The sequence below is a fragment of the Streptomyces sp. NPDC001351 genome, from assembly GCF_042896045.1.
Lineage (GTDB): Bacteria > Actinomycetota > Actinomycetes > Streptomycetales > Streptomycetaceae > Streptomyces.
Genome location: NZ_JBIAWS010000022.1, coordinates 26386 through 38570 on the forward strand (window position 1 = coordinate 26386; position 12185 = coordinate 38570).

Here is a 12185-nt window from a genome sequence, read left to right on the forward strand (position 1 = left end):
CGCCCCTTTCGTACCGGTCTTCAGGCGTCCCCGTAGGCCTCCCCGCCCAGTTCGAACCCGGCCGTCCCGGCGGTCGCGTCGGCGAGCCAGGCCCGGAAGGCGTCCACATCGGAGTCGGGCAGGCCGACCTCGATGGTGACCGCCTCGCCGTAGCGCACCTCGCGCACCTCGCGGCCCGTCGAGTGCAGGTCGTTCTGGACCTTGCCGGCGCGCTGGTGGTCGACGGTCACCGTGGCCAGCCGGAACCTGCGGCGGGTGAGGGTGCCGAGGGCGTCCAGGGCCTCGCCGACCGCTCCGCCGTACGCCCTGATGAGTCCGCCCGCGCCGAGCTTGACGCCGCCGTAGTACCGGGTGACGACGGCGACGACGTACCGCATGTCCCGGCGCAGCAGCATCTGCAGCATGGGGACGCCCGCGGTGCCGCCCGGTTCGCCGTCGTCGCTCGCCTTCTGGACGGAGGCGTCGGCGCCGATGACGTAGGCCCAGCAGTTGTGGGTGGCGTCCGTGTGCTCCTTGCGTACGGCGGCGATGAAGTCCTGGGCCTCCTGCTCGGTGGCCGCCGGCGCCAGGGCGCACAGGAAGCGGGAGCGGTTGACCTCGGTCTCGTGCACGCCCGCGTGGGCGACCGTGCGGTACTCGTCCTGCATCCGGCCAGCCTATGCGGCGCGCATGCCCTCGCCCCCGCCGGCTGCCCGGGCGAGCGGCCGGCCGGTTCAGTCCTGCGTGCCGCCGTCCTTGTTCTTGCCGTCCTTGTTCTTGCCGTCCTTGTTCTTGCCGTCCTTGTTCTTGCCGTCCTTCTTGCCCCGCGGCACGAGCAGGCTCGTCAGCAGTGCCGTGCCCGGGGCGAGCGCGTCCCAGGCGGGTCCGTGCCAGGCGATTACCGCGATCGCCGACGTCGGGAACTTCAGCCGCACCTCGTCCAGGGCGTCGTCGAGGCTGTCCCCGGCCAGTTCCAGGACGAGTTCCTCCAGGCCGGGGTTGTGCCCGACCAGGAGCAGCGTCTCGACCTCGGCGGGCACCTCGTGCACGACGGTCAGCAGGTCGGACACGTCGGCGGCGTACAGCCGCGGGTCACTGCGTACCGGCGGCGGTGTGCCCCACTGGGCCGAGGCCAGTTCCCAGGTCTGGCGGGCGCGCAGGGCGGTGGAGCACAGGGCGAGGTCCGGCAGGCAGTCGGCCTCGGCGAGGGCCCGTCCTGCGGCGGGTGCGTCGCGGCGGCCGCGCGGCGCGAGCGGGCGTTCGTGATCGGGGACGCCCTGGGGCCAGGCCGACTTGGCATGCCGCAGTACCACCAGGCGGCGCAGCGGGCCGGCTCCCGCGCGCTCGATCACGCCGCGGATCCCAGGTCGCGGGTGAGCTCCAGACCGAGCAGCCGGTCCGCGTAGGCGTACGTCTCGAACCGGGCGCCGTCCGGCAGCTCCGACTCGGTCTCCACCCAGGTCAGCACGTCGAGCACGGAGGGGACGTCCAAGTCGTCCTCCCAGGCGGTACGCAGGCGGGCGCGCGCCTCGTCGGGAATCGGCCGCGACGGCTGCCGTGCCCAGGCGGCGACCGCGCGGCGCCAGCGTGCGAGGGTTTCGCGGGCGTCGTCCAGGGCGGCCGCGTCGAGCCGCAGGGGTGTGCTCCGGCGCCGGCAGAGCAGGGCCAGGCGCAGGGCGGCCGGGTCGGCGCCCTCCGTGGTGCCGGGTGCCTCCGGGTCGACGGGGGCGACGGCGACCCGGACGCCGTCGGGTGTCGCGCCGCCCTCCGGCACGACATGCAGAACCTGGGCCTCGCCCAGTCCTGGACCGACGTCCCGCCGGTCCTCGAAGGGCCGGATGCCGAGCGCGGCCGCGGCGGACCGCAGCTCCGCCTGGCCCCGTTCGGCGGTCAGCACGCCCCACACCGGGGTGCCGCCGAGTTCCAGGACCCGCACAAGGAGGTCGGCGACCAGCAGCACCCGCAGGGCGCCGGTGTGGAAATCCGGCACATGGGCTTCGACCCGGGTCAGCCCCCGGCGGACCGGGGCGGCGTCGACGGACTCGCCGGTTCGGGCGTCGGTGATGCGCAGCACGGGCTGAGCGTAGGCGGGCGGACGGTCACGCGCAGGCATCCGGCGCGAATTCCGCGCACGTCGGCGGGATTCCGCCACGCGCGCGTGCCACCGTCGCACGCGGATGTGACGCACGCGCGCGTGCGGAGCCCGTCCCCACTCGCTCGCGCCTCTCCCTCATGCGTGAGGCTCACGCATCCGCGCGCAGAGCGTGGATTCGCACCCGGTCGAGCACCGCCACCGCCGACGTCTCCCCCAGGACGTCCGCCACACGCGGCAGGAAGTCCCGCAGCCTGGGCTCCTCGTCGACGATGACCACGGCGCACGGTCCCTTCGGTGCGAGCGGGGACTGCTTGGGGTCGCCGGCGCCGAAGCCGGTGACGCCGTGGAAGACGCTCGCGCCGATGAGGCCCTCTCGGTGCGCCCGGTGGACGAGTTCCGCGTAGGCGGGCCTGTGGTGCCACAACACAGCGGCGTCGAGGTGGATGGTCAGGCGTGCGGCGAGCATGTCGTAGCCGGGCATCGGCCACCCCCTGCCGTGCGGACTGTCCAGACGGTACTGCGCCGACGGCCTGCCGAACAGGCGTTCAGGGCGCGGCGAAAGCCGGGGAATCATCGTGAACTCCCGGCCGTTGTCGGACAGAAGGGCATGTCCACGAGGTGCGGGGAGGCTGCGGTGTACGGCGACGAGGCAACGATCCGCAAGATCCTCACCGAGTCCGGCGACACCTGGGCCGTGGTGGGCCTCTCGTCGAACCGGGGCCGCGCCGCCTACGGCGTCGCCCGGGTGCTGCAGCGCTTCGGCAAGCGCATCGTGCCCGTCCACCCGAAGGCGGAGACGGTGCACGGCGAGCAGGGGTACGCCTCCCTCGCCGACATCCCCTTCGACGTGGACGTCGTCGATGTCTTCGTCAACAGCGACGTCGCCGGACCGGTCGCCGACGAGGCGGTCGCCAAGGGCGCCCGGGCCGTCTGGTTCCAGCTCGGCGTGATCGACGAGGCGGCGTACGACCGTACGCGGGCGGCGGGCCTCGACATGGTGATGGACCGCTGCCCGGCCATCGAGATACCGCTGCTCGGCTGAGCCGACCGGAGCGCACGAACCCCCACATGTGCCACAGGTCACACAGCAAGCGCTCCCGTACGGCCCCCGATCCACTGCAGACTTTATGGGCGGTTCCAGCGGTGACAGCGGTTTCCGCTACGTACAGAGCCCCTGAAGGACTGCCCAGGAAGCGACCGGCCGTTGGTCAAAACTTCACCATGAGTCTTCTGCTCGACCCCTGATGTTTCCTAATCTGCGACGTCGCATGGACTGAAAACATGTATTCATCTCGTGAGAGGTCGCTGAAAATATGGTGAGCGTCGAACAGACCTCCCTGGAGGAAACCCGGGGCCCAACAGGCCTCAGGCGTGACGTCGGACTAATCGGTCTGATGTGGGCCTCTGTCGGTTCCATCATCGGCTCCGGCTGGTTGTACGGCGCCGAGAAGGCCGTCACGGCCGCCGGTCCCGCGGCGATCATCTCGTGGGTGATCGGCACGGTGGCCATCGTCCTGCTGGCCCTCGTGCACGCCGAACTCGGCGGCATGTTCCCCGTGGCCGGCGGCACGGCCCGCTACCCGCACTATGCCTTCGGCGGCCTGGCCGGCCTCTCCTTCGGCTGGTTCTCCTGGCTGCAGGCGGCCACGGTGGCGCCGATCGAGGTGGAGGCGATGATCGGCTACGCCGGTCACTGGAAGTGGGCACAGGGCCTCCAGCACCCGGACCAGACGCTGACCGGCCCCGGCATCGTCACGGCCGTCGTGCTCATGGCCGTCTTCGTTGGGGTCAACTTCTTCGGTGTCCGCGCCCTGGCACACACCAACAGCGCTGCCACCTGGTGGAAGATCGCCGTCCCGCTGGGCGCGATCTTCGTCATCGCCATCGGCAACTTCCACCCGGCGAACTTCACTTCGGAGGGCTTCGCCCCGTTCGGCGCCAAGGGCGTGCTCACCGCCATCAGCGGGAGCGGCATCATCTTCGCGCTGCTGGGCTTCGAGCAGGCGATCCAGCTGGCGGGCGAGAGTCGCAACCCGAAGCGTGACCTGCCCCGGGCGACCCTCGGCTCGGTCGCGATCGGCGCGGTCATCTACGTCCTGCTGCAGGTCGTGTTCATCGGCGCACTGCCGCACAGCACGTTCGCCAAGGGCTGGGCCCACCTCGACTTCCCGGGCATCAGCGGCCCCTGGGCCGGCCTCGCCACCCTGGTGGGCCTGGGCTGGCTCGCCGTCGTGCTCTACGCGGACGCCATCATCTCCCCCGGCGGCACCGGCCTGATCTACACCACCGCCACCTCGCGCGTCTCCTACGGCCTGGCCAAGAACGGCTACGCACCGAAGATCTTCGCCCGCACCGACTCGCGGGGTGTGCCGTGGTTCGGCCTGATCATCTCCTTCGTGACCGGCGTGGTCTGCTTCCTGCCCTTCCCCAGCTGGCAGGAGCTGGTCGGCTTCATCACCTCCGCGAGCGTCCTGATGTACGCGGGCGCACCGCTGGCGTACGGCGTCTTCGCGGACAAGCTGCCGAACCACGAGCGGCCGTACCGGCTGCCCGCCGGCAAGGTGCTCGCCCCGCTGTCGTTCGTCGTGGCCAACCTGATCATCTACTGGTCCGGCTGGGACATCCTGTGGCGCCTGGGCATCGCGGTCGTCCTCGGATACCTGCTGCTCGGCGGATACGCCTGGTGGGCCAATGCCACCAACCAGCCCGACGCGCCCCGCATGGACTTCAAGGCCGCCCAGTGGCTGCCGGTCTATCTGCTGGGCATCGGCGTCATCTCCGCACAGGGCAGCTTCGGCGGCACGGGCAACATCGGCCTGTGGTGGGACATGCTGGTCATCGCCGGCTTCTCGCTGGTCATCTACTACTGGGCCCGGGCGACCGCCTCGCAGCCCGAGGCGATCGAGCGGAGCATCGAGGAGGTCGTGGTCACCGACGCTCCCGCGCACTGACCGAACACCTCTGACGGTGGCCCGTCGGCCGTGGCTCCCTGCCGTGGCTGACGGGCCACCGTCATAATGCTCGGGTGACTTCCACCCCCCACTCCAACTCCCCGTCCCCGCAACGTTTTCCGGTGGTGATCGTGGGCGCCGGGCCCGCCGGTCTCACCATCGGGAACATCCTGCGGGCCGCGTCGGTCGACTGTCTGGTCCTGGAGGCCGAGACGCGGGAGTTCATCGAGCAGCGGCCACGCGCCGGTGTGCTCGAGGAGTGGGCCGTACGCGGGCTCCAGGAGCGGGGCCTCGCGGACCATCTGCTGGAGCGGGCGCAGCTGCACACCCAGTGCGAGTTCCGCGTCCAGGGGCAGCGGCACCGGTTCTCCTACACCGATCTGACAGGTCATCACCACTTCGTCTATCCGCAGCCGCTGCTGGTGACCGACCTGGTGCGCGAGTACGCCGACGTGCGCGGCGGCGCGGTCCTGTTCGGCGTGCGGGACGTGCAGCTGCACGGCCTGGACACGGACCGGCCGGCGGTGTCGTATCTTGACCCCGAGACCGGTCGACGCACCCTCGTGCACTGCGACTTCGTGGCGGGCTGCGACGGGGCACGCGGGGTGACCCGGACCGTGCTCCCGCAGCAGGCCCGGATCGCCCGGCACGACTACGGCATCGGCTGGCTGGCACTGCTGGCCGAGGCGCCGCCGTCCAGCGACTGCGTGATGTTCGGCATCCATCCGAACGGCTTCGCCGGGCACATGGCCCGCAGCCCCGAGGTCACCCGCTACTACCTGGAGTGCCCGCCGGGCGACGATCCGGAGAACTGGCCGGAGGAACGCGTCTGGGCCGAACTGCAGGAACGGCTCGGCGCCGCCGACCGGCCGCCGCTCACGGAGGGACGGCTGATCGAGAAGCGCGTCCTCGACATGCACAACTACGTGGTCGAGCCCATGGCGTTCGGACGTCTCTTCCTGGCCGGGGACGCGGCCCATCTCACCGCGCCCATCGCGGCCAAGGGCATGAACCTGGCCCTGCACGACGCCTTCCTGCTCGGCGAGGGACTCATCGCGTACCTCACCAAGGGCGACTCCGGCGGCCTCGACGGCTACTCGGCGGCCTGCCTGGGACGCGTGTGGGACTACCAGGAGTTCTCGCAGTGGCTGTCGGAGGTGTACCACGGCGCGTCGTCGGGCGACGCCTACCGCGCGGGCACGACGCTGGCCCGGCTGCGCCGTCTCTTCGAATCCCCCGCTGCCGCGGCGGCGTTCGCGGAGCAGTACCTCGGCAAGAGCTCCGCGTCCTGAAATCCGTGCTTCTCAGTCGTGCAGCGGCCGGTCGCTGAGTCGGTGGTCCGCCACCTTCAGCGCCTCGTCCAGGAGCCGCCGCAGATGCCCGTCCCGCAGTGAGTAGACGACCCTGCGGCCCTCCTTGCGCGTGTTCACCAGGCCGGCCAGCCGCAGCCGCGCCAGATGCTGGCTGACCGCGGGCCGGGCCGCCCCGCTCGCCTCCGTGAGGGTCGTGACGTCGGCCTCGCCGCCGGTCAGGGCATGCAGCAGCGCGAGGCGGGTGCGGTCGCCCAGCAGGGCGAGGAGCTCGGCGGCGAGTGCGAACTGTTCCTCGCCCGGGGTGCGCGGATGCGCATCCTTCGCAGTTGATAGGTGCATGCGTGCGCTCATACGCACATAATGGTCCCCGTGGGCGTCCCGCGTCCACCACCGCGCACCGGAAGGGGCCCCACGTGAGCGACCGGCACCACCACCACGACGAGCACCACGACCACCACGTGCACCCGCATCACCACCACCCGACGGGTCTTCGGCGCCGCCTCGGCCATCTCTTCACCCCGCACTCCCACGAGACCGCGGACAAGCTCGACTCCGCGCTGGAGTCCTCGGCCCGCGGCATGCGCGCACTCTGGGTCTCGCTGGCCGTCCTCGGGGCGACGGCCGTGGCGCAGGCGGTGGTCGTGGTCCTGTCCGGTTCGGTGGCCCTGCTCGGCGACACCGTGCACAACGCCGCCGACGCGCTGACCGCCGTACCGCTCGGGATCGCGTTCGTGCTGGGGCGACGGGCGGCCACGCGCCGCTTCACCTACGGCTACGGCCGGGCCGAGGACCTCGCGGGGATCGCGATCGTGCTGACGATCACCGCGTCGGCCGCTTTCGCGGCCTGGGCGGCGGTGGAGCGGCTGCTCGATCCGCGTCCCGTCGCGCACATACCGGCCGTCGCGGTGGCCGCGCTGGTCGGCTTCGCCGGGAACGAGTGGGTGGCCCGCCACCGGATCCGGGTGGGCCGGGAGATCGGCTCGGCCGCACTGGTGGCCGACGGACTGCACGCCCGCACGGACGGGTTCACGTCACTGGCCGTGCTGCTGGGTGCCGGCGGTTCGGCGCTGGGGTGGCAACTCGCCGACCCGCTCGTGGGGTTGGCGATCACCGCGGCGATCGCGCTGGTGCTGCGGGACGCCGCACGGGAGGTGTTCCGGCGGGTGATGGACGCCGTCGACCCGGAGCTGGTGGACCGGGCCGAGCGGGCGCTGCGCGAGGTGCCGGGCGTGCGGGAGGTCGGTGAGCTGCGGCTGCGCTGGATCGGGCACCGGCTGCGCGCCGAGGTGGCGGTCGTGGTCGACGGCGAGGCGACCGTGCGTACGGCGCACGGAATAGCGGTCGAGGCCGAACACGCCCTGCTGCACGCCGTACCCAGACTGACGGCGGCCCTGGTCCACGCCGATCCGGCACCGGCACCGGGCGAGGAGGACCCGCACCTGGCCTTGGCGCATCACGCGACGCACTAGGCAGCCTCAGCATCCAGTGCGGTACGGCAGCGCTCTCAAGGGGGGCCGGGGCTGCATCACCCCGAGGGTCTCGGCGTGCTCAGACGCCGAGACCCTCCAGCACCACGGCACCCGGCAGTTCCGCAAAGGCCTTCCCCGGCACCAGCAGCTTGCCCCGGCGACGGCCGCTACCGACGAGGACGTAGGGGAGATCGGCCACGGCCGAGTCCACCAGCACCGGCCAGCCGTCCGGCAGGCCGATCGGGGTGATGCCGCCGTACTCCATGCCGGTCTCCCCCGTCGCGATGTCCATGGACGCGAACGAGGCCTTGCGGGCGCCGAGTTGGCGGCGGACGACGCCGTTGACGTCGACCCGGGAGGTGGAGAGCACGAGGCACGCGGCGAGTGTCGTCTCCCCGCCCCGCTTGCCGGCCACCACCACGCAGTTCGCCGACTGCTCGAGCAGTTCCTGCCCGTAGTGCTGCACGAAGACGGCGGTGTCGGCCCACTGCGGGTCCGTGTCGACGTAGACGATCTGGTCGGCGGGGACGCTGCCGCTCCAGTGGCGTACGGCGTCGGCGACCGGGCGGGTCAGTTCGTCGAGGGCGTCGGGGGCGGGGATCGCGAGGTCGAAGTGTCCGATGGGTGGGCGCATGGCCGCACGGTAACAGGGCGCCTGGGGCCGTCTCAGTGCACGGGCGGGACGGAGACCGCGAGCACGAGCTCCATGGGCACATCGCCCTGGTTGCCGTAGCTGTGCGGGGCGTTGGCCTCGAAGGTGACGCTCGCACCGGCCGGGACGCGGTACTCCGCGCCCTCCACCGTGAGGGTCAGCTCACCGGCCGTCACATGGGCGATCTCCACCGTGCCGGCGGGGTGCGGGTCCGAGGCGCTGCTGTCGCCCGGCATCAGCCGCCAGTCCCACATCTCCAGCGGCCCCGGCGCCTCGGTACCGGCGAGCAGGCGGCTGTAGCTTCCCGCGTCGGTGTGCCACAGCCGTACCACCTGCTCGGCCGGGACGACCCGCACCTTCGGCCCCTGCTCGTAGTCGAGCAGAGTGGTGACGCTGACGCCGAGTGCGTCGCCGATCTTGACGACCGTGCCGATGCTCGGGTTTGTGCGGGCCTGCTCGATCTGGATGAGCATGCCGCGGCTGACCCCGGCGCGGGCGGCGAGCGCGTCCAGGGTGAAACCCCGCTCGCCTCGCCAGCGTTTGACGTTGCGGGCCAGGGACTGGGTCAGCAGATCGAGGTCCGACACGTTCCGTCCATATCCATGTACTGCTGGGTCAATATTGTGGATGACAGGGTTCACTGTGCTGAACTACGGTGTTGTGCACCCGATCGTTCACCGAACTGTACTGCGAGGCGACCCGTGACAGCATTCTTCGCCCTGGCCACCAGCCTGCTGTGGGGCCTTGCCGACTTCGGCGGCGGACTGCTGACCCGGCGCACGCCTGCGCTCACGGTGGTCGTCGTCTCGCAGGGGATCGCCGCGGCCGTGCTCGGGGCGATCGTGCTGGCCACGGGCGGCTTCAGCGAGGCCGGTCCCCGGCTGTGGTTCGCCTTCGCCGCCGGGCTGGTGGGCCCGGTCGCCCTGTTCTCCTTCTACAAGGCCCTCGCGCTGGGTCCGATGGGCGTCGTCTCCCCGCTCGCGACCCTGAGCGTGGCCGTCCCGGTGGGCGTAGGCCTCTTCCTCGGCGAACGCCCCGGCCTGATGCAGGTCGCGGGCATCGCGGTGGCCGTCACCGGCGTCGTCCTCGCGGGCGGACCCCAGCTCAAGGGTGCGCCGGTGCAGCGTCAGGCCATCCTGCTCACGCTCGTCGCGGCCCTCGGCTTCGGCACGGTGTTCGCGCTGATCACCGAGGCGTCGACGACCGTCACCGGACTCTTCCTCGCCCTCTTCGTCCAGCGCCTGACGAACGTGGCCGCGGGCGGCATCGCGCTCTACGCCTCCGTGAGGCGGGGCGGCGAGTCCCTCCCGGCCGACGGCTTCCCCTGGGCGTCCCTTCCGGCGCTCGCCTTCGTCGGCCTCGCGGACGTCGCGGCGAACGGCACGTACTCGGTCGCCGCGCAGCACGGCCCGATCACCGTCGCCGCCGTCCTCGCCTCGCTCTACCCGGTGGTGACCGCCCTCGCCGCGCGCGGCTTCCTCAGGGAGCGCCTGCGCGGCATCCAGGCGGCGGGCGCGGGCCTCGCCCTGGTGGGCACCCTGCTCCTGGCGACGGGCTAGGACCCGCCTAGGACTCCGGCTCCAGCTCGGCCAGCCTCGCCACCGTCTCCTCGTCCAGCTCCGAGAGGGCCCGCAACTGGTCGGGGGTGACCCCGTCGGGGATCGGCACGGGCGCGGGCGTCCTGAGCGGCGGCTGCCAGCCATCGGCGGACGTCCAGCGGCGTACGACACGGGCGGGCGCTCCCGCCACCACGGCATGGTCGGGCACGACGCCCCGGACCACGGCACCGGCGGCCACCACCACGTTCCGCCCGATCCGCGCGCCCGGCAGGATCACCGCTCCGGTGCCGATCCAGCAGCCCGGCCCGATCTCCACGGGTTCCATGCGCGGCCACTGCTTGCCGATGGGTTCGTGCGGATCGTCGTACGAGTGGTTCGTGGACGTCACGTACACATACGGACCGAAGTAGCAGTCGCTGCCTATGGCCACCGTGGTGTCGGCGATGACGTGGCTGCCGCGGCCCAGCACGACACCGTCGCCGATGCGCAGGATCGGGTCCGGGCCGAGGTCCAGGTCGGGCATCAGCCCCGCGGTGAGGGTGACCTGCTCGCCGACGATGCAGTGGGAGCCGATGTGGATCCAGGCTTCGCCGAAGACGGTGCCGAGCGGAAAGGCGAGCCGGGTGGCTTCGCCGATCGAGCCGAAGCGGAAGCGGCCGGGGCGCTCGGCCGTCACCGAGCCCGTGCGCTGCACCCAGGCCCAGCCCGCGTGGACGGCGCGCTGCGCGAGGCTTCGTCGCCAGGATGAGAACGTGTTCTTGCTCTTCGGCACGGAGTCACCGTACTGAGCGTGCGGCGCCCTGATGACGTCGAGGGCTTGTGATCTTCGCCCCACCCGGTGGCGTACCGTGCGGTTGTACCGACAACAGGGAGAGGCAATGGGGCACAAAGCGTTGATCACGGGAATCGGCGGCAGGGAACCGAAGATCGACGGGGAGGCCTTCGTGGCGCCGACGGCCTCCGTGATCGGGGACGTGACCCTGGAGGCCGGGGCGAGCGTCTGGTACGGGGCGGTGCTGCGGGGGGATGTCGAGCGGATCTCGGTCGGGGCGCAGGCCAATATCCAGGACAACAGCACGCTTCATGCCGATCCGGGGTTTCCCGTCAGCATCGGTGAGCGGGTGTCCGTGGGGCACAACGCGGTGGTGCACGGGGCGACCGTCGGGGACGACTGTTTGATCGGCATGGGGGCGACCGTGCTGAACGGGGCTGTGATCGGGGCGGGGTCACTGGTGGCCGCGCAGGCACTGGTGCCGCAGGGGATGCAGGTGCCGCCGGGGTCGCTGGTTGCGGGAGTGCCGGCGAAAGTGAAGCGGGAGCTCACAGAGGAGGAGCTTCAAGGGGTGACGCTGAACGGCACGATGTATGCGGAGCTCGCGAAGGCGCACCGCGAGGTGCATGAGTAGGTCTCTACGGCGGGCGCGGGTCGGTGGGGGCTGGTCGCTCCGGCGTCTCAGTCCCCGGCGGCGACCGGTTCCGGATCCTGATGTGCCGTCTGTGCCTTCTTGGCCTTGCGCCTGATCACGAGCATCGACGTGAGGCCGATCAGCACCGCCGCCACCAGGCCCAGATACGAGAACCTCTTCAGCCAGTCCTCGGCGACCACGCCCACGTAGTAGATGACCGCCGTGGTGCCGCCCGCCCAGCAGATGCCGCCGAGGACGTTGGCGGTCAGGAACTTCCAGTACGGCATGTGGAGGACGCCCGCGAGGGGGCCGGCGAAGATGCGCAGGAGGGCGACGAAGCGGCCGAAGAAGACCGCCCACATGCCCCACTTCTCGAAGGACTTCTCGGCGGTGGCGACATGCCCCTCGCTGAAGTGTTTCGGGAACTTCTTGCCCAGCCAGGCAAGCAGGGGGCGGCCGCCCTTGCGGCCGATGGCGTAGCCGATGGAGTCACCGACGACGGCGCCGGCGGTCGCGCACGCGCCGAGCACGATGGGGTTGATGCCGGAGTGCTGGGAGGAGAGCAGCGCGGCCGAGACCAGGATGATCTCGCCCGGCAGCGGGATGCCCAGGCTCTCCAGACCGATGACCAGTGCCACCACGGCGTAGACGGCTGCCGCGGGCACGGTGTCGAGCCACTCCTGGACGTGCAACGCCGGTTCCTCCCGATTCGTAACCCTTTGGTACCTGTGTTCCCGGCGTGCGCCGCACGGGGGCGCACG

General features: G+C 71.4%; 15 protein-coding genes. 6 read left to right on the forward strand and 9 right to left on the reverse strand.

Going from position 1 to position 12185, the window contains the following annotated elements; genetic code table 11:
- Nucleotides 1-20: 20 nt before the first annotated feature.
- From ACFY1U_RS46785 to ACFY1U_RS46800, 4 genes are all read right to left on the reverse strand, one after another.
- Entirely contained in the window at nucleotides 21-647 is a 627-nt protein-coding gene (locus ACFY1U_RS46785; RefSeq protein WP_390700195.1) for a YigZ family protein, read from the reverse strand.
- A 66-nt stretch (nucleotides 648-713) separates the two neighbouring features.
- A complete protein-coding gene (locus ACFY1U_RS46790; RefSeq protein WP_390700196.1) occupies nucleotides 714-1331 on the reverse strand; it encodes a SixA phosphatase family protein in 618 nt (205 codons plus the stop codon).
- A complete protein-coding gene (locus tag ACFY1U_RS46795) occupies nucleotides 1328-2092 on the reverse strand; it encodes a hypothetical protein (RefSeq protein ID WP_390700197.1) in 765 nt (254 codons plus the stop codon). Before ACFY1U_RS46795 ends, ACFY1U_RS46790 begins: the two co-directional genes overlap by 4 nt.
- A 130-nt stretch (nucleotides 2093-2222) precedes the next feature.
- Nucleotides 2223-2555 carry a DUF190 domain-containing protein gene (locus tag ACFY1U_RS46800; protein ID WP_390700198.1) on the reverse strand — a complete coding sequence of 111 codons (333 nt, stop codon included), beginning with the start codon at nucleotides 2553-2555 and terminating at the stop codon, nucleotides 2223-2225.
- Nucleotides 2556-2708: 153 nt separating this feature from the next.
- Here ACFY1U_RS46800 and ACFY1U_RS46805 point away from each other — a divergent pair, with 153 nt between their 5' ends.
- The 3 genes from ACFY1U_RS46805 to ACFY1U_RS46815 all read left to right on the forward strand — a co-directional run bounded on the left by ACFY1U_RS46805 (nucleotide 2709) and on the right by ACFY1U_RS46815 (nucleotide 6317).
- Nucleotides 2709-3116 (forward strand): CoA-binding protein, encoded by a 408-nt coding sequence (locus ACFY1U_RS46805; RefSeq protein WP_390700297.1) that lies wholly within the window; start codon nucleotides 2709-2711, stop codon nucleotides 3114-3116.
- A 271-nt stretch (nucleotides 3117-3387) separates the two neighbouring features.
- On the forward strand, nucleotides 3388-5025 hold the full coding sequence (locus tag ACFY1U_RS46810) for an APC family permease (RefSeq protein ID WP_390700199.1): 1638 nt from the start codon (nucleotides 3388-3390) through the stop codon (nucleotides 5023-5025).
- Nucleotides 5026-5099: 74 nt separating this feature from the next.
- Nucleotides 5100-6317: a 4-hydroxybenzoate 3-monooxygenase gene (locus tag ACFY1U_RS46815; protein WP_390700200.1), complete on the forward strand. Its 1218-nt coding sequence runs from the start codon at nucleotides 5100-5102 to the stop codon at nucleotides 6315-6317.
- Nucleotides 6318-6329: 12 nt separating this feature from the next.
- On the opposite strand, the gene ACFY1U_RS46820 is transcribed toward ACFY1U_RS46815, so the two are convergent.
- Nucleotides 6330-6689 carry an ArsR/SmtB family transcription factor gene (locus ACFY1U_RS46820; protein WP_390700201.1) on the reverse strand — a complete coding sequence of 120 codons (360 nt, stop codon included), beginning with the start codon at nucleotides 6687-6689 and terminating at the stop codon, nucleotides 6330-6332.
- A gap of 62 nt (nucleotides 6690-6751) precedes the next feature.
- Here ACFY1U_RS46820 and ACFY1U_RS46825 point away from each other — a divergent pair, with 62 nt between their 5' ends.
- Nucleotides 6752-7807 (forward strand): cation diffusion facilitator family transporter, encoded by a 1056-nt coding sequence (locus tag ACFY1U_RS46825; RefSeq protein ID WP_390700202.1) that lies wholly within the window; start codon nucleotides 6752-6754, stop codon nucleotides 7805-7807.
- A gap of 79 nt (nucleotides 7808-7886) precedes the next feature.
- Here the strand turns inward: ACFY1U_RS46825 and ACFY1U_RS46830 are convergent, their stop codons facing one another.
- Together ACFY1U_RS46830 and ACFY1U_RS46835 are read right to left on the reverse strand one after the other, a co-directional pair.
- Entirely contained in the window at nucleotides 7887-8441 is a 555-nt protein-coding gene (locus tag ACFY1U_RS46830; RefSeq protein ID WP_390700203.1) for a YbaK/EbsC family protein, read from the reverse strand.
- 32 nt (nucleotides 8442-8473) lie between these two features.
- On the reverse strand, nucleotides 8474-9046 hold the full coding sequence (locus ACFY1U_RS46835; RefSeq protein WP_030927780.1) for a helix-turn-helix domain-containing protein: 573 nt from the start codon (nucleotides 9044-9046) through the stop codon (nucleotides 8474-8476).
- A gap of 114 nt (nucleotides 9047-9160) precedes the next feature.
- On the opposite strand from ACFY1U_RS46835, the gene ACFY1U_RS46840 reads away from it, so the two are divergent.
- Nucleotides 9161-10018, forward strand: a complete 858-nt coding sequence (locus tag ACFY1U_RS46840) for an EamA family transporter (RefSeq protein WP_390700204.1) — start codon at nucleotides 9161-9163, stop codon at nucleotides 10016-10018.
- Nucleotides 10019-10025: 7 nt separating this feature from the next.
- Here the strand turns inward: ACFY1U_RS46840 and ACFY1U_RS46845 are convergent, their stop codons facing one another.
- Nucleotides 10026-10790, reverse strand: a complete 765-nt coding sequence (locus ACFY1U_RS46845) for an acyltransferase (protein WP_390700205.1) — start codon at nucleotides 10788-10790, stop codon at nucleotides 10026-10028.
- Between the two features lie 106 nt (nucleotides 10791-10896).
- Here ACFY1U_RS46845 and ACFY1U_RS46850 point away from each other — a divergent pair, with 106 nt between their 5' ends.
- Nucleotides 10897-11424: a gamma carbonic anhydrase family protein gene (locus ACFY1U_RS46850; protein WP_390700206.1), complete on the forward strand. Its 528-nt coding sequence runs from the start codon at nucleotides 10897-10899 to the stop codon at nucleotides 11422-11424.
- Between the two features lie 47 nt (nucleotides 11425-11471).
- Here the strand turns inward: ACFY1U_RS46850 and ACFY1U_RS46855 are convergent, their stop codons facing one another.
- Nucleotides 11472-12116 (reverse strand): DedA family protein, encoded by a 645-nt coding sequence (locus tag ACFY1U_RS46855; protein ID WP_390700207.1) that lies wholly within the window; start codon nucleotides 12114-12116, stop codon nucleotides 11472-11474.
- Nucleotides 12117-12185 lie beyond the last annotated feature (69 nt).